Annotated in this window: 13 protein-coding genes and 1 riboswitch; of the genes, 3 read left to right on the plus strand and 10 right to left on the minus strand. The window is 39.6% G+C overall.

Annotation, left to right across the window (positions count from 1 at the left end; genetic code table 11):
- Positions 1–323 precede the first annotated feature (323 nt).
- A riboswitch (glycine riboswitch) is annotated at positions 324–417 on the plus strand.
- Between the two features lie 94 nt (positions 418–511).
- Positions 512–1,588, plus strand: a complete 1,077-nt coding sequence (gene serC, locus OXPF_RS20325; protein WP_054877040.1) for a 3-phosphoserine/phosphohydroxythreonine transaminase — start codon at positions 512–514, stop codon at positions 1,586–1,588.
- 11 nt (positions 1,589–1,599) lie between these two features.
- Entirely contained in the window at positions 1,600–2,772 is a 1,173-nt protein-coding gene (locus OXPF_RS20330; protein ID WP_054877041.1) for a 3-phosphoglycerate dehydrogenase family protein, read from the plus strand.
- Positions 2,773–2,841: 69 nt separating this feature from the next.
- Here OXPF_RS20330 and OXPF_RS20335 read toward each other — a convergent pair whose 3' ends face one another.
- The 4 genes from OXPF_RS20335 to OXPF_RS20350 all read right to left on the minus strand — a co-directional run bounded on the left by OXPF_RS20335 (position 2,842) and on the right by OXPF_RS20350 (position 6,892).
- Positions 2,842–3,471: a DedA family protein gene (locus OXPF_RS20335; RefSeq protein ID WP_054877042.1), complete on the minus strand. Its 630-nt coding sequence runs from the start codon at positions 3,469–3,471 to the stop codon at positions 2,842–2,844.
- A 185-nt stretch (positions 3,472–3,656) separates the two neighbouring features.
- Positions 3,657–4,667 (minus strand): type I glyceraldehyde-3-phosphate dehydrogenase, encoded by a 1,011-nt coding sequence (gene gap / locus OXPF_RS20340; protein ID WP_054877043.1) that lies wholly within the window; start codon positions 4,665–4,667, stop codon positions 3,657–3,659.
- 222 nt (positions 4,668–4,889) lie between these two features.
- Complete coding sequence (locus OXPF_RS20345) at positions 4,890–6,254, minus strand: uroporphyrinogen decarboxylase/cobalamine-independent methonine synthase family protein (RefSeq protein WP_054877044.1); 1,365 nt, start codon at positions 6,252–6,254, stop codon at positions 4,890–4,892.
- Positions 6,254–6,892, minus strand: coding sequence for a cobalamin B12-binding domain-containing protein (locus OXPF_RS20350; protein WP_054877045.1), 639 nt, complete (start codon positions 6,890–6,892; stop codon positions 6,254–6,256). The genes OXPF_RS20345 and OXPF_RS20350 overlap by 1 nt, the downstream gene beginning before the upstream one ends.
- Before the next feature lie 332 nt (positions 6,893–7,224).
- On the opposite strand from OXPF_RS20350, the gene OXPF_RS20355 reads away from it, so the two are divergent.
- Positions 7,225–10,659, plus strand: a complete 3,435-nt coding sequence (locus OXPF_RS20355; protein ID WP_152967830.1) for a pyruvate carboxylase — start codon at positions 7,225–7,227, stop codon at positions 10,657–10,659.
- 106 nt (positions 10,660–10,765) lie between these two features.
- On the opposite strand, the gene OXPF_RS20360 is transcribed toward OXPF_RS20355, so the two are convergent.
- The 6 genes from OXPF_RS20360 to OXPF_RS20385 are packed head-to-tail and all read right to left on the minus strand — an operon-like array spanning position 10,766 to position 16,634.
- Positions 10,766–11,617, minus strand: a complete 852-nt coding sequence (locus OXPF_RS20360) for a 3-hydroxybutyryl-CoA dehydrogenase (protein ID WP_054877265.1) — start codon at positions 11,615–11,617, stop codon at positions 10,766–10,768.
- 33 nt (positions 11,618–11,650) lie between these two features.
- Positions 11,651–12,658 (minus strand): electron transfer flavoprotein subunit alpha/FixB family protein, encoded by a 1,008-nt coding sequence (locus OXPF_RS20365; protein ID WP_054877047.1) that lies wholly within the window; start codon positions 12,656–12,658, stop codon positions 11,651–11,653.
- A gap of 18 nt (positions 12,659–12,676) precedes the next feature.
- On the minus strand, positions 12,677–13,456 hold the full coding sequence (locus OXPF_RS20370) for an electron transfer flavoprotein subunit beta/FixA family protein (protein WP_054877048.1): 780 nt from the start codon (positions 13,454–13,456) through the stop codon (positions 12,677–12,679).
- Positions 13,457–13,471: 15 nt separating this feature from the next.
- Positions 13,472–14,611, minus strand: a complete 1,140-nt coding sequence (locus OXPF_RS20375) for an acyl-CoA dehydrogenase (protein ID WP_054877049.1) — start codon at positions 14,609–14,611, stop codon at positions 13,472–13,474.
- 13 nt (positions 14,612–14,624) lie between these two features.
- On the minus strand, positions 14,625–15,404 hold the full coding sequence (locus tag OXPF_RS20380) for a short-chain-enoyl-CoA hydratase (RefSeq protein WP_054877050.1): 780 nt from the start codon (positions 15,402–15,404) through the stop codon (positions 14,625–14,627).
- A 36-nt stretch (positions 15,405–15,440) separates the two neighbouring features.
- Positions 15,441–16,634, minus strand: coding sequence for an acetyl-CoA C-acetyltransferase (locus OXPF_RS20385; RefSeq protein WP_054877051.1), 1,194 nt, complete (start codon positions 16,632–16,634; stop codon positions 15,441–15,443).
- Positions 16,635–17,081 lie beyond the last annotated feature (447 nt).

The raw sequence follows: 17,081 nt of genomic DNA on the forward strand, positions 1-17,081 counted from the left end.
ATAATATTTCGAATGGCTATACCATTTGAAATCATTGCTTATGAAATTTGCTATATAAATTTTATGATATCATATAGCTTGTAAACAAATCAATATTTTCACAATATGGATTTAGTTTAGTCAATACTGGCTAAGTGTACAAATATTACAAATAAACAACAAACTATTCCTTGACACTTTTACTTGTCAAAACTATAATTAAGCTTAATATATTACATACAATTCAATATATTCGGATGATTGTTGAGGAAGAGCAGCTGCGCGTAAATGACACTGGCAGCTCACCAAAGGAGTGAAACTCACGGGTTAAAAAGACTTCAACAGGACGAACCTCTGGAGAGACCATTGATTGGCGCCGAAGGGGCAAATTTCTTTTTTTAGAAATAATCTCTCAGGCAAAAGGACAGAGATAATGCATATCTATATGCTTATTTACTATACATTCCCAGGGGTTTACCATCAGTTTGCCCTTTTTTATTTTATAAAAATTTATTATATGAGGAGAATTCATATGAAGAGAGTATATAATTTTTCTGCCGGTCCCTCCATGCTTCCTGAATGGGTACTTAATAGAGCATCTGAAGAAATGCTTGATTATAAAGGAAGCGGAATGTCTGTTATGGAAATGAGTCACAGGTCAAAAGCATTTGCTTCCATCATTGAGAATGCTGAAACAAGCCTTCGCAAGCTTATGAATATACCTGAAAGTTATTCAGTGCTTTTTTTACAGGGCGGTGCCTCTACTCAGTTTGCCATGGTTCCTATGAATTTTATGTGTAAATATAAAAGCGCTGATTATATAAATACCGGCTCCTGGTCTAAAAAAGCCATGACTGAAGCCAAATTATTCGGTAATGTCAATGTTATTGCCTCTTCCGAAGATAAGAAGTTCTCATATATTCCTGAAAATTATACAATATCAAAAGATATAGACTATGTGCATATCACCGGAAATAATACAATCGAAGGAACCCGTTTTACTACCCTTCCGGATACCGGCGACGTACCTCTGGTTGCCGATTACTCCAGCAGTATTTTATCTGAAGAAATTGATGTCACAAAATTCGGGCTCATATACGCAGGTGCTCAAAAGAACATGGGTCCTGCCGGCCTTACAGTGGTAATAATAAGAAATGACCTTCTAGGTAAGCATTTTGAGAACACGCCCTCCATGCTAAGATATGACGTACAGGCAAAGGGTAAATCTCTGTATAACACCCCTCCCTGTTACAGCATATATATTGCCGGCTTGGTATTTGAATGGCTGCTCCAATTAGGCGGTGTAAAAGCAATGGAGAAGATAAATATGGAGAAAGCGGAAATTTTATATAGTGCATTGGAGGAATCAAAATTATTTACCTCCCCTGTCAATAAAAAGGATAGGTCATTAATGAATATACCATTTATGGCACCTACCGATGAGTTGAACAAGAAATTTATCTCTGAAGCCGAAGTGATGGGTTTGACAACACTTGGAGGCCATGCTTCCGTAGGCGGTTTAAGAGCCAGCATTTATAATGCTATGCCTATTGATGGAGTAAAGAAGCTGGCGGAATTTATAAGGAAATTTGAAAAGGAAAATATATAGGAGGACTTTGAATGTATACAGTTAAAACCCTTAATAATATATCAAAGATGGGACTCGATCTTTTACCATCAGATAAATATACTGTATCGGAAAACGTTGAAAATCCCGATGCAATTATAGTTAGAAGTGCCAACATGCTTGACATGGAGCTGCCTTCAAACCTTAAAGCCATAGCCCGTGCAGGAGCCGGAGTCAATAATATCCCAATCGACAAGTGCAGCGAAAAAGGAATTATAGTATTCAATACTCCCGGAGCCAATGCAAACGCCGTTAAAGAGCTTGTACTGACTGCCCTTTTTCTTTCGTCAAGGCACATATATCAGGGCATGAATTGGGCAAAGACTCTAATCGGCAAGGGGGATGAGGTAGGCAAGCTGGTTGAAAAGGGGAAATCCCAATTTGAAGGCCCGGAAATAAAAGGCAAGAGAATCGGCGTAATCGGCCTTGGGGCTGTCGGCGTAATGGTGGCAAATGACGCTTTGGCTTTAGGCATGGATGTAATAGGATATGACCCCTTTATTTCCATAAGCTCAGCCTGGGGATTATCCTGTAATGTAATAAGAGCTTCCAGTCTGGATAACCTCATTGCAACGTCGGATTATATATCAATACACATTCCCTTAAGTTCAAAAACCAAGGGCATGTTTAACAAGGATAAATTTAACATAATGAAAAAAGGTGCCCGCCTTATAAACCTTGCAAGAGGCGAATTGGTGGAAACCTGTGATGTTTTGGAGGCTTTGGATAAGGGTATTTTATCCTGCTATGTAACAGACTTCCCTTGTGAAGAGCTCTTGAAGCATGAAGGAGTCATAAACATCCCTCATCTCGGTGCTTCTACTCCCGAATCTGAGGAAAACTGCGCTATAATGGCAGCTTTACAGGTAAAAGATTTTCTAGAAAACGGCACTGTAAGAAACTCTATAAACTTCCCCGACTGTGAGCTTGAGCATTCCGGAAATTTACGCCTCACAACAGTCCACAGCAATATACCCAACATGATAGGCCAGATTACAACCATACTGGCTCAGAATAAAATAAATATAGCAAACATGCTCACTCATCAAAAAGAAGAGCTGGCATACAGCATAATAGATATCGATGCTGCTTTAAGTGCAGATGTCGTGGAAAGAATCAAAAAAATAGAAGGCTTAAGAATGGTCAGAGTTCTTTGCAATCCATAATTAATATTAATAAAGAGCTTTACTGCTATCCATATTGATATCGGCAAAGCTCTTTTCATATGCCTGTAATTACTCCTGTTCTTTTCTAAGCTTAATCCTTCTCCTTCTATATGCCCATAAAGCTATAATAATGATGCCTGCGGCTCCCAATAAAAAATATGTAATATTTGAATAAATGTCCATGAACTCAACAATTTTATGCCAGTTTTCTCCTAACAGTGCGCCGGCGCCTACCAGTAATATATTCCAGATCAAGCTTCCTGCCACGGTAAATAACAAAAAAGGTGTAAATTTCATTTTTGACATACCGGCAGGAATGGATATTAAGCTTCTGATTAAAGGAACCATCCTGCAGAAAAAAACTGCCTGGTTGCCATATCTTCTGAACCAGGAAGAGGCTTTGTTGATATCATCATTTTTTACCTTAAGTATATGTCCATAGCGGTCTATTATTTTTTCCATTTTATTTCCGTCATACAAATGGCCTATTTTATACAGCACTATGGCACCGCCTACTGAACCCGCCGTCGAATATAGGACTACTCCTGAAAACGTCATTTTCGTATATGTAGTCATAAATCCGCCGAAGGTAAGTATTATCTCCGAAGGTATGGGAGGAAAAATATTTTCTATTGCAATCAAAAGAAAGATGCCTAGATATCCAAACTGCCCCATAAATTCCGTTATCCAATTTTGCATACTATTCCTCCTGTTTTTTACTGTTCATTCTCATGTAAATTTATAAGCTTTTACCCAATTACAATTCATATCTATAATATCATAAATAAGCCCATAAAATAGGTTTTTTTCTTAATTAATAACATAAAATTATGAAGCCTTCATACTCAAATGTATGAAGGCTTCATAATAATCCTGCCTTAATATTATAATCTTTCTGCTACATAATTTATAAGATCTGCAACCCTGCAGGTATATCCCCATTCATTATCATACCAGGAAACCACTTTAGCCATATTTTTTCCCGTAACCATGGTGGAGAGTCCGTCAACTATTGATGATCTTGGATCCCCTTTGTAGTCCACTGAAACAAGAGGCTCGTCGGAATATCCCAGTATGCCTTTTAAGCTCCCTTGTGATGCATTTTTTAAGGCTTCATTTATTTCCTTCTCTGTAACTTCTTTTTTAAGCTCGCACACAAAGTCAGTTATTGAGACTGTAGGGGTAGGCACGCGAAGTGCAAAACCGTTAATTTTTCCGTTTAAGCTGGGCAATACCTTGCCTACTGCCTTTGCAGCACCGGTGGTAGTAGGAATTATCGATACAGCCGCAGCCCTTGCCCTTCTTAAATCCTTATGACTTTTATCAAGAATTTCCTGATCATTGGTATATGCGTGTACTGTAGTCATTAAACCTTTTACTATACCGAAGTTTTCATCTAAGACCTTAGCCACGGGAGCCAGACAGTTGGTTGTACAAGAAGCGTTGGATATAATATGATGATTCGGTGATTCATATTGACCTTCATTGACACCCATTACAATTGTTATGTCTTCATCTGTTCCAGGGGCAGTTATAATAACCTTCTTTGCACCGGCTTCTATATGTGACATAGCCTTGCTTCTCTTGGTGAAAGCGCCTGTTGTGTCAACAGCTATATCAACACCTAATTCTTTATACGGCAGTTCCTTAGGATCACTGCTTGAAAAAACTCTTATTTTCCTGTTATCAATTATAAGTGCGTTTTCTTCATATTCGATGGTACCGTTGAAATGCCCGTAACTGGAATCAAATTTAAGAAGATGTCCCAGGGTTTCAACAGATGACCTGGCATTTATAGCGACGATTTCAATATCATCATTCAACTGCTCCTTTGCTATTCTCATGAGTACCCTTCCGACTCTTCCGAATCCATTCATAGCTATCCTTATTGGCATGACAAATCCCCCTTAAAGAATAATTAAGATTTATATTAAAAATCTTCCATTAAATACAGCTAACATAATATATTATACGTATGAATTGTTTAAAATGTCAATATATAGTATAGTATATATATACAATAGTGTATAACAAATAATCGCAAAATCAATAATTTTATATATTATTAATATTATATAAAATGAAAAAGGGTACTTCAAATTGAAGTACCTTTGTTTTTACAGCAGCAAATACATTAAAAATTGGAATACTCTCTCTTCCAATCCCTGCAGCTTAGGCTCTCCCAAATCCGATACCTCGGGATGGGATGATTTAAACTGATCCCAGGTGGTGAAATATTTGCTTTCAAGCTTTTTAGATGGTGCAATTTTATAATCTTCCGTGTTAAATTCCATCCCTGCTTTTTGGCCGGGATTTTGATATACGGCATAATCCCTGACAAAATCCGTCAAAGCCACCAGGTTATCAATGTTGATATCGTTTATGGTCAATGGATTCTTATCCCAAGTGAAAATATACTTTCCTCCCGGCGCCATGATATCTATTATTTCCTTTGCTTTATCTATTACCTGTTGTTTTGTTCCTGTTTTCAAAAGCCCTACAGGGTAAAATCCGGATAGTATGAATTTCTTGCCCAGCTTCTCCTTGATTAATTTTGGAGTACCATATTCGAAATACAGATAGGTATCCGTCGGCAATTCATAGAGATAATCTACATATCTGTCCCAGTTATCCTCGCAAAATATCCTGCTGTGGACTCCAAGGGAAGCATATTCCTCCAAATGCCTCTTAAATGTCGGCCACCATAGTTCGGCAAAATCCTTTTCCCTCATGAATGTAGGCATGTGCAGCGGGAAGAATACGTGGGTATAATTTGATACCGATGATGGCAGTCCTTTTTTAAACACTATGGGATATAAGGCTTCACAGGCAGCTTTAACTTTATCCCTCATCCTTCTTACGTCCATACTGACTCCTCTGAAGCTTCTCAGCTGGTCAGCCAGAAAGTCAAAGGCGGCTTCTGTAAATCCTCCGGCTGTTATGGGGCCGCCGGGATAGTATCCATATTTTTCTACCAGCTTATTTCTTATCATACCCAGTTCCATCATATCATTATTATATGCCGTGAATGATTTAGTCAGGTTTATTGCCATCCTTATGGGATCATTTATATCAAGGGCTTTATATTGTCTTGGTATTACCCTTTCTAACAAACAATCATAGGGTTTTTCTATCAAATAATCATAATCCTCGGGATCCATTCCTATTACTTCCGGGTGCTGAATGAAGCCATTTGAACCCATTACAAAAGATTGGGAATCAACGCTCTGATAAAAGGATGGAAGCCTTAAAGACCCGCTGAATACGCATACGTCGCTGAAAACAGTCTGGCAGAGCTTATCGGCGGCTTCTGCCACCATTGATGGCTTCCACTGGGCTGAGGTCATATCAATTCCGCCAAACTGTGCAGTAGGTTCTAAGCCCATGGCTATATTAATGGGAACCCTTTTGGGGATTTTATTGTCGTATACATCCTGAAATATTTCCGTTCTCTCCTGCTGCAGTGCTTTTGCATCACTCATTATTTCACCCACCCCTGAATAATTTTTACTCCTTCTGCGGCATTGGTGGTAAATGCATCGGCTCCGATTTGCTCACAGGCTTCCTTTGTAACAGGGTTTCCGCCTATGATAACCTTAATGCTGTCCCGAAGCCCTGCTTCCTTTAATGCATCAACTGTTTCTTTCATAGCCTCCAGTGCCAGTGTCAATACTCCGCTCATACCTACAATGTCCGGCTTTACTTGCTTCACCTTTTCCACAAAGGCGCTTGCCGGCTGATCAATTCCTAAGTCAATAACTTCAAAGCCTGCAGCCTCAGACATGCTTTTGAATATATTTTTCCCTATATCGTGCAAATCTCCTGCTACGGTGCCTATTATTATTTTTCCTGCCTTTTGTGAGCTTGAGCTTCCTAAAACAGGCTTTAATGTATTGATAGCGTTTGTCAAAAGCTCTCCTGCAAATATAAGGTCTCCTACAAAATATTCGCCTTTTTCATAGAGATCACCAACTATTGCCATACCGCTTTGACACGCCGCAACAACTTTTTGTGCCTCTTCTTCAGATGGGCTGCTTGCTACAAAATCTTCCAGCACATTAAGCACTCGCTCTTCATCAAGTTCACCTACCGAATCTGTTAACGCCTTTAAGTCTACCATTATAACAACCTCCAGAAAGTAAATTTTACGCATTTTGTATATAATTTAATTATCTCTAATTGATCCTAGTTTTATTACATAATGAACTTATCATATATTACCAATACTTTCTATTTTATCCATGAAAATTATGCAGGAAATATTCAAGAAATTTGCAGAATATATATATATAATATTTTAAAATTTATTGTTGGGATTAATGAAATTTTTATAAGTAAAGCACATAATATCATTGTGTTCTGCCACTTCATAGGATATAATATTCTAATATATATCGTTATCGATAGCATTATTGAAGATTGAAAGAAACAGAGAAAGGAGTTGCAAAATTGATTAAAAAGTTTAAAAGAGTAATGGCTGCAAATAGGGGAGAAATCGCTATAAGGATATTCAGGGCATGTCATGAACTGGGTATTCGTACCGTAGCAATTTACTCCAGTGAAGATAAACGCTCACTTTTCCGCACAAAAGCAGACGAATCTTATCTTATCGGCAAAGGTCTCGGACCAATTGAAGCATATTTAAATATTGAAGAAATCATAAGCCTGGCAGTTAAAAAAGGAGTGGATGCAATTCACCCCGGCTATGGTTTCTTGGCTGAAAATCCTGAATTTGCAAGAAAATGTATAGAAGCAGGGATAGAGTTTATTGGACCTGCTCCAGAAATGATGGAAAAACTGGGCGATAAAATAAAATCAAAAATCGCGGCGAAAAGTGTAAATGTCCCTACAATTCCTGGAGTAGATAAACCTGCAACTTCTATTGAGGAAGCAAAGGAATATGCTAAATTCTGCGGTTATCCCGTAATGCTTAAGGCTTCTGCCGGAGGAGGCGGAAGAGGTATGAGAATTGTAAATAATGAAGAAGAGCTTGCCCAGGCTTATGAAAGTGCAAAAAATGAAGCCAGGAAAGCCTTTGGAATTGATGACATATTCATTGAAAAATATCTTGAACGTCCCAAACATATTGAGGTGCAGGTCTTAGGGGATAAATACGGAAATATTGTTCATCTCCATGAAAGGGACTGTTCAATACAAAGAAGGCACCAGAAGGTAATAGAATTCACGCCTGCCTTTTCCCTCTCACAAGAGAAGAGAGATGATATATGCAATGATGCAATTAAATTGGCAAAATCCGTTAATTATAGAAGCGCAGGCACTTTGGAATTCTTGGTGGATGCCCATGGAAATCATTATTTCATTGAAATGAATCCCAGAATTCAGGTTGAGCATACCGTTACTGAAAACGTAACAGGAATAGATATAGTTCAGAATCAGATATTGATAGCACAGGGCTATTCCTTGGATTCCAGGGAAATAGATATAAAATCCCAGGCCGATATAGTTCCGAGAGGTTACTCGATACAGTGCAGGGTGACAACTGAAGACCCTTCAAATAATTTTGCCCCGGATACCGGAAAAATAGATGTATACCGCTCAGGCTCGGGCTACGGTATAAGGCTGGATGGAGGAAACGGCTTTGCAGGTGCTGTAATAAGCCCTTATTATGACAGCCTTTTAGTTAAAATATCCGCTACCTCCAGAACCTTTGATGATGCCGTGAGAAAATCAGTACGTTCCATCAAGGAAATGACCATATCAGGCGTCAAAACCAATATAGATTTCCTTATAAATGTATTAAATCACGAAAAATTTTTAAAGGGTGAATGCGACACTGGTTTTATAGGAGATAACCCCGACCTCTTTAATGTAACCCCTAGAACGGATACCGAGCTTAAGGTATTGACCTTTATAGGTGAAACCGTTGTCAATAAAACACGAGGGGAAAAAAGGGATTTTGATGTTCCTCCCGTTCCGCCAATTAATATGCCCGAAAAATTATACGGAACTAAAAACATTTTAGATGAAAAGGGACCTAAAGGTTTAGTTGACTGGATTAAAGCTCAAAACAAGCTCCTTATATCCGACACTACCATGCGTGATGCCCATCAGTCCTTGATAGCTACAAGAATGAGAACCAGGGACATGATTAAAATAGCAAAGGAATTATCTGTAGTGGGAAAGGATTTGTTTTCCCTTGAAATGTGGGGCGGAGCCACCTTTGACGTTGCTTACAGATTCCTCGGTGAATCCCCCTGGGCAAGGCTTGAGGAATTAAGAAAGAGAATACCAAATATACTATTCCAGATGTTATTTAGGGGTGCCAACGCTGTAGGATACAAGAATTATCCTGACAATGTAATAAAGGAATTTATTAAACAGTCTGCCATTTCAGGTATTGACGTATTCAGAATTTTTGATTCTCTAAACTGGCTGGAAGGCATGAAATTATCCATTGAAGAAGTATTAAAGCAGGGTAAAATTGCCGAGGCTTGTATTTGCTATACCGGTGACATCCTTGATGATAAAAGAGAAAAATACAATTTAAAATACTATGTGGATATGGCTAAAGAAATAGAAAAAACCGGAGCTCACATACTGGCAATAAAAGATATGTCAGCCCTCTTAAAGCCACACGCAGCTTATAAGCTTATTAAGACTTTAAAAGAGGAAATATCAATACCAATTCACCTCCACACCCATGATACAACAGGAAACGGAGTTGCTACAGTATTGATGGCGGCAGATGCCGGAGTCGACATTGCAGATACGGCATTTAACAGCATGTCGGGATTAACCAGCCAGCCTGCCTTAAACTCCATAGTGGCTGCTCTTAAGAACACCAAAAGAGATACAGGTATGAATGTAAATGAACTTCAGACCATATCTGATTACTGGGAAGCAGTACGCCCCGTTTACTCAGAGTTTGAATCGGACATGAAATCAGGCTCTGCCGAGATATACAGCTATGAAATACCCGGAGGCCAGTACTCAAATTTAAAACCCCAGGTTGAAAGCTTCGGATTAGGCCACAGATTTACGGAAGTAAAGGAAATGTTCAGGTCTGTTAACTTTATGGTAGGCGACATAGTTAAAGTAACACCCTCTTCAAAAATGGTAGGCGATATGGCCATATTCATGGTAAAGAACAACTTGACGCCTGAAAACATTTTAGAAAAAGGAAAGAACCTGTCCTTCCCTGATTCGGCAGTTTCCTATTTCAAAGGTATGATGGGCCAGCCCATGGGCGGTTTCCCCGAAGCACTGCAGGCATTGGTTTTAAAGGGTGATAAACCAATTACCGTGCGCCCCGGAGAACTTTTGCCTCCTGAGGATTTTGAGGAAGTTGGCCGCTTCTTGAAGGAAAGATATAACTTAAGCGCCTCCATGAAACACCGCTTAAGTTACGTATTGTATCCTGATGTATATGAAGATTACCTCAATTTCAGGATTGAACACGGCGATTTAAGCAGGTTGGGAAGCGATATATTCTTCCACGGATTGGTAGAAGGCGAAACATGTGAGGCCGAAATTGCCGAAGGAAAGATATTGATAATACAGCTGTTGGAGATTGGAAAATTAGATAATGAAGGCAAAAGAACCTTAGTCTTTGAAGTGGATGGCAACAGGAGAGAAGTAAAGATAAAGGATAAAGCAGCGGCATCAAGTTCAAAGAGCGCTGTTGAAGCCACAAAGATGGCAGACCCTTCAAACAATAAAGAGGTAGGTGCCAGTATACCCGGTACCGTCTTGAAGCTTTTAGCTGCACAAGGAGATGAAGTTAAGGAACATCAACCTCTTTTGGTTATAGAAGCCATGAAGATGGAGACTATCGTATCTGCACCAGCTGCCGGAGTTATTGATACCGTATTTGTCTCGGAAGGACAAATAGTAAAATCCTGCGAGCTGCTTATAAAACTTAAATAAATAGCTCCAAACTAAAGATTAAAAATATAAAATTAAAGCCTTTTCTCTTAATTAGAAAAGGCTTTAATTTTATTTAAATATTTGTTTTATTAAACTTTTATCTTAATTATTTTCCGCTATAGTCAAAAAAACCTTTTCCGCTCTTCCTTCCGAGATAGCCCCCCCTGACCATCTTTCTTAAAAGAGGATGAGGCCTGTACTTTGAATCTCCGGTTTCGGTATACAGAACTTCCATTATAGCAAGATTTACATCATTGCCTATTAGGTCTGCAAGAGCCAATGGCCCCATGGGATGGTTGGCACCCAGCATCATTGCCTTGTCGATATCTTCTGCTGAAGCAATGCCTTCAGCCAATATTCCGACGGCTTCATTTATCATGGGGATAAGTATCCTGTTTACTACAAATCCCGGGAACTCTTTTACTTCAACAGGGTCTTTTCCTAAAGATACGGATATCTCTTTTATCTTCTCATAAGTCTCGTTAGATGTATCCATGCCCCTTATTATCTCAATAAGCTTCATAACGGCAGCAGGATTAAAAAAGTGCATTCCTACAACCTTATCCCGTCTTTTAGTGGCTGAAGCTATCTCAGTTATTGAAAGCGAAGAAGTATTGGATGCCAGTATGGTTTCCGGTTTGCAAATTTCATCCAGGTTTTTGAAAAGCTCCTTTTTCACATTCATGTTTTCGATAATTGCTTCCACAACCAGATCACAGTCGGCAGCGTCTTTATTATCTATAGTCTTTTTAATTCTTCCTAATAGAGCGTCCATCTGGGACTGTTCCATTTTACCCTTGGAAACGAGCTTTGAAAGAGACTTTTCTATGATGCCATATCCCTTGTCAACAAATTCAGCTTTTACATCGCACAATACAACGTCAAATCCGCCGCTTGCAAAGCACTGGGCAATTCCGGCTCCCATTGTTCCTGCGCCGATAACACAAACCTTCATAATTTCCCCTCCCAATTTTTATTAAAAGATATTTAACTAACGAATGCCTTTTAATGCCTGAACCTCTCTTGTAAGCTCAGGTACGACCTTGTATAGATCTCCTACTACAGCTAAGTCTGCCACGCCCATTATAGGAGCGTCGCCGTTCTTATTTATGGCTATTATATAATCGCTCTCCTGCATACCTGCCAGGTGCTGTATAGCTCCCGAAATTCCGCATGCTATATAGAGCTTAGGCCTTACTGTCTTACCGGTCTGGCCAACCTGAAAGTTCTTTTCAATCCATCCGGAATCAACGGCAGCACGGGAACCTCCTACCGTTCCTCCAAGGGCTTCAGCCAGTTCTCTTAGTATACTAAATCCTTCCTGGTTACCGACACCCCTTCCTCCTGACACGATTATCTGTGCCTCTGTAATATCCACTATCTCTTTTACTGATTTAACGATCTCAACAACCTTAGCCCTTATATCCTTATCGGCAAGATTTACGTTTACGTTTTCGACCTCTCCGGTTCTTCCTGCATTAGTGTCCGGAACGCTGAAAACTCCTGGTCTTACCGTTGACATCTGAGGCCTGTAATTTGAGCATTCGATGGTGGCCATGAGGTTTCCCCCAAAGGCCGGCCTGGTCATCAGCAGGTTTTTAGTTTCACCATCTATATCAAGTGCCGTACAGTCTGCCGTAAGCCCTGTGTGTATTCTTCCCGCCACTCTCGGGCCTAAGTCTCTCCCTATATATGTGGCGCCTATGAACATAATTTCAGGCTTTCTTTCATTTATCAAATCGCATATGACCTTTGTATATCCGTCGGTGGTATATTCCTTAAGAAGAGGATCGTCAGCCACCAATACCCTGTCAGCGCCGCTTTCAATTAATAATTTAGCCTGATTTGAAACATTGTGTCCCAAAAGAACTGCCGTAAGGCTTTCACCGAGCTTGTCGGCTATCTCTCTTCCCTTGCCTGTGAGCTCTAAAGCAATTTTTTGAAGTTTTCCGTCCCTCTGTTCGGCAAATACCCATACTCCTTTATATTCCTTACTCATTTCAACACCCCCCTTAAGCTATATTAGCTGCCTTTCTTTTAATTTCCCCGCAATAGCCCCTGCGCTCTCTTTAGGAGGCATGTCTATTTTTTCTCCCGGTGTCTTAGGGCTTTTTGTGAAGGATGCCCTGACCTTAGTAGGTGAACCTGATAACCCTAATTTGGATTTGTCTATACCAAGGTCATCTGCACTCATAAATTTTATTTGTTTTTCAAAGCAGGTAAATATATCATACATATTCATGTATCTTGGTTGGTTAAGCTCCTTTATTGCCGTAAGAAGGCAAGGTAAGGATAGTTTTAATGTCTCATAACCGTCTTCAAGAGCTCTTTGAACCGTTAATATTTCACCGTCAATGTCAACTTTCTGAACATAAGTAACCTGAGGCAATCCTAAATGCTCGGCAATTTCCGGACCCACCTGAGCTGTGTCTCCGTCAATGGCCTGCCGGCCGGCAAAAATTAAATCATAACCTATTTTTTCAATTGCCTTTGCAAGTGTAAGAGATGTAGCCCAGGTATCTGCTCCGGCAAATGCCCTGTCTGATAACAGTATGGCCTCATCGGCGCCCATAGCCAGTGCCTGTCTTAATGCCTTTTCAGCTTGATTAGGCCCCATTGTCAGCACGGTGACATAAGCACCTAAAGTCTCTTTCATCCTTAAAGCCTCTTCCAGCGCATTCATGTCATCAGGGTTTATTATACTTGGAACTCCTTCCCTTATAAGAGTCCCTGTAACCGGGTCTATCCTAACTTCATTGGTATCCGGAACCTGCTTGATACAAACAACTATCTTCATACTAATTCACCCCCACTATTTCAGCACATTTGCTGCAATGACCATTTTTTGTACTTCTGAGGTGCCTTCGTATATCTCGGTTATTTTGGCGTCCCTCATCATTCTTTCAACCGGATAGTCTTTAGTGTAGCCGTATCCGCCGAATATTTGCACCACTTTTGTCGTTACAGACATTGCTGTTTCGGAACAATAAAGCTTAGCCATGGCAGCATCTAAACTGTATGGCATTCCTTTTTCTTTCTTCCATGCGGCTTTATACAGCAGTAATTTTGCAGCTTCAATTTCAGTAGCCATCTCGGCTGCATACCATTGGAGTCCCTGGAATGAGGAAATGGGCTTTCCGAATTGCTTTCTTTCCCCCATATACTTGACCGCTTCTGCAAAGGCTCCCTCGGCTATACCAAGAGCTTGAGCTCCGATACCTATTCTTCCTCCGTCGAGAGTTGACATGGCAATTCCAAAACCTTTGCCTTCTTTGCCCAAAAGATTTTCCTTAGGTACCTTTACATCTTTAAATATCAGTTCACCGGTGGAAGATGCTCTTATTCCAAGCTTATCTTCTAACTTGCCTATCTCGAAGCCTTCAAAGCCCTTTTCCACGATAAAAGCGGATATACCCTTTGTACCCTTGGACTTATCCGTCATGGCAAATATTATAAAGACATCTGCATATGCTGCATTTGTAATAAATACTTTGCTCCCGTTAAGGATATAATGATCTCCCTCTAATTTTGCTATTGTCTGCTGTCCGGAGGCATCAGTGCCTGCATTAGGCTCCGTCAATCCAAAAGCGCCTATCTTTTCGCCTTTTAACAGTCCGGGAAGATATTTTTGCTTCTGTTCTTCTGTGCCGTAGTTATATATTGGCCAGCAGCATAACGATGTATGAGCCGAGACTATAACAGAAGTTGTACCGCATGCCTTGCCTAATTCTTCCACAGCAAGAATGTATGTCAAATAATCTCCATTGGCCCCGCCGTATTCCTTAGGAAAGGGTATTCCCATCATTCCCAGCTTGCCCATCTTTCTTACATTCTCCAGGGGGAATCTTTCCGTTGCATCAATTTCAGCTGCTATAGGTTTTACTTCATTTTCCACAAATTCGCTGAACATTTGCAGAGCTAGTTCCTGTTCCTTTGACAATCCTAATTCCATAGTTAGTCCTCCATTATTTATTATTAAAGCCTTCCAATTTTCTTTTCTCGACAAATGCAGTCATTGCATCCTTTTGATCCTGGCTTGCAAAGCACTGTCCGAACACTGAAGATTCATAAGCCAGTGCTGTGTCTATATCACATTGCATCCCATAGTTAATGGCGGCTTTACAAAGTTTTACAGCTATAGGCGCATTACCTGCTATCTTTGCTGCCATCTTCATAGCCTCGTCATTAAGGCTTTCCTTTGGAACTACTTTATTTACAAGGCCTATTCTCAAAGCTTCCTGAGCATCAATATTGGCTCCTGTATATATCATTTCCTTTGCCTTCCCGGTACCAACTATCCTTGCGAGCCTTTGTGTACCCCCAAATCCCGGTGTTATTCCAAGAGAGACCTCAGGTTGACCAAACTTGGCATTGTCGGATGCAATCCTTATGTCACAGCTTAATGCCAGCTCACAGCCCCCTCCTAAGGCGTATCCTCCAATGGCTGCAATAACAGGCTTATCTAACAGCTCAATTTTTCTGAAAACCCAGTTTCCTAATGCACCGAAATCACTTCCTGAAAACACATCCATGTCTTTCATTTCAGATATATCCGCTCCGGCAACGAACGCTTTGTCACCTGCGCCTCCAATGATAACACAGTAAATATCCTTATCATTTTCTATGGCGTCAACTGCTGCGTCCAATTCCCTGAGCGTTTGCCAATTTAAAGCATTTAATGCTTGTGGCCTGGAAATAGTAATTATCCCTATATGGTTGGATTTTTCAATTATTATATTTTCCACAATATTAACCTCCCAGTTAAACTATTAATGGGTATTTTATTTACAAAGATCGTCTCTTTCGACTATTGTAGCCTCACCCATTCCACCGCCTATGCAAAGGGTAGCCAAGCCATATTTTGTATTTTGCTTAATCATTTCATGAATAAGCGTAACTAAGATTCTGGCGCCCGATGCACCTATAGGATGTCCTAGCGCTATAGCCCCTCCATTAACATTGACCTTTTCCATATCGAAATTAAGCTCCTTTGCTACTGCTATTGCTTGAGCTGCAAATGCTTCATTTGCTTCAATAAGTCCCATATCATCTATTGTAAGTCCTGCCTTATCAAGGGCTGCCTTTACTGAAGGAACAGGACCGAGCCCCATAACTGACGGATCAACCCCTTTTGATCCATAAGATGTTACTTTAACAATAGGTTTTAACCCATGTTTTTCTATAAAGCTCCTGCTGACAACAATTAAGGCAACTGCTGCATCATTAATGCCTGAAGCATTTCCGGCAGTTACAGTGCCATCCTTTTTAAAAGCAGGTTTAAGCTTTGTAAGCTTTTCAACAGTGGTATCCGATTTTACATATTCGTCAGTGTCGAATAGTACCGGATCACCCTTTCTCTGCGGTATTGCAACAGGTACTATTTCATTTTTAAATTTTCCTTCTTCTCTTGCCTTTGATGCTTTGTACTGCGAACTGTATGCAAATTCATCCTGCATCTCTTTTGTTATTCCATACTTTTCTGCTACATTCTCTGCGGTTATTCCCATGTGGTATCCATTAAATGCATCTGTCAGCCCGTCAAATACCATGGCGTCCACTATTTCACCATTACCCATTCTTCCGCCCCATCTATAACTTTTCATTAAATATGGAGCAAGGGACATATTCTCCATACCCCCGGCAACAACACACTCGGCATCACCCAGCATGATCAGCTGAGCAGCGAGGTTGACGGCCTTAAGACCGGAGCCGCACACTTTATTAATAGTCATTGCAGGTTTTTCAATAGGTATTCCTGCCATAACAGATGCTTGTCTTGCCGGATTTTGCCCCAAACCTGCCTGAAGCACATTACCCATAATAACCTCATCCACCATTTCTGCTGTGATTCCGGCTCTTTTTATAGCTTCTTTGATTACGGTTTCACCAAGTTTTACAGCCGGAATATCTTTGAGACTGCCACCAAATGAACCTATAGCCGTTCTGCATGCACTTAAAATATAAACCTCGTTCATTCTTTAACCTCCTATTGATATATTAGCAATTATATTTACACATGATATTTCTGCTTTTTTGAATAAGTAGAAATATCAAATTATAATTGTTAAATTAATAACATATTATCGCGAAAAAAAATGATATTTTACAACGTTGATATTATTTTTTTATATTAACAAAATATTTTACTGTAAGAAGTATTAGGGAATAACAATATGAGGGTTAAGAAACATTATTGATATATCTGCTTTTAATGGTCTTTTTTATATTAAACATATTAAATTTAAAGTTTGATACATCAATTACTTTGTTATTGTAATCAAATCATTATTTGTTTAATATTTGTCATACCTTTTAATTATATTTAACATTGTGAATTAGTTAAAGTAATAACAATAATCAATAAAAGTCTTTTTCGATAATAAATGACATTCTAACCTTATTATCTCACTGTTTTATATCAT

The sequence above is a fragment of the Oxobacter pfennigii genome, assembly GCF_001317355.1.
GTDB classification, from domain to species: Bacteria; Bacillota; Clostridia; order Clostridiales; family Oxobacteraceae; genus Oxobacter; species Oxobacter pfennigii.

Coding starts and splice junctions, on each gene's coding strand:
- serC (WP_054877040.1), top strand. CDS start 512: ATGAAGAGAGTATATAATTTTTCTGCCGGTCCCTCCATGCTTCCTGAA.
- OXPF_RS20330 (WP_054877041.1), top strand. CDS start 1,600: ATGTATACAGTTAAAACCCTTAATAATATATCAAAGATGGGACTCGAT.
- OXPF_RS20335 (WP_054877042.1), bottom strand. CDS start 3,471: ATGCAAAATTGGATAACGGAATTTATGGGGCAGTTTGGATATCTAGGC.
- gap (WP_054877043.1), bottom strand. CDS start 4,667: ATGCCAATAAGGATAGCTATGAATGGATTCGGAAGAGTCGGAAGGGTA.
- OXPF_RS20345 (WP_054877044.1), bottom strand. CDS start 6,254: ATGAGTGATGCAAAAGCACTGCAGCAGGAGAGAACGGAAATATTTCAG.
- OXPF_RS20350 (WP_054877045.1), bottom strand. CDS start 6,892: ATGGTAGACTTAAAGGCGTTAACAGATTCGGTAGGTGAACTTGATGAA.
- OXPF_RS20365 (WP_054877047.1), bottom strand. CDS start 12,658: ATGAGTAAGGAATATAAAGGAGTATGGGTATTTGCCGAACAGAGGGAC.
- OXPF_RS20370 (WP_054877048.1), bottom strand. CDS start 13,456: ATGAAGATAGTTGTTTGTATCAAGCAGGTTCCGGATACCAATGAAGTT.
- OXPF_RS20375 (WP_054877049.1), bottom strand. CDS start 14,611: ATGGAATTAGGATTGTCAAAGGAACAGGAACTAGCTCTGCAAATGTTC.
- OXPF_RS20385 (WP_054877051.1), bottom strand. CDS start 16,634: ATGAACGAGGTTTATATTTTAAGTGCATGCAGAACGGCTATAGGTTCA.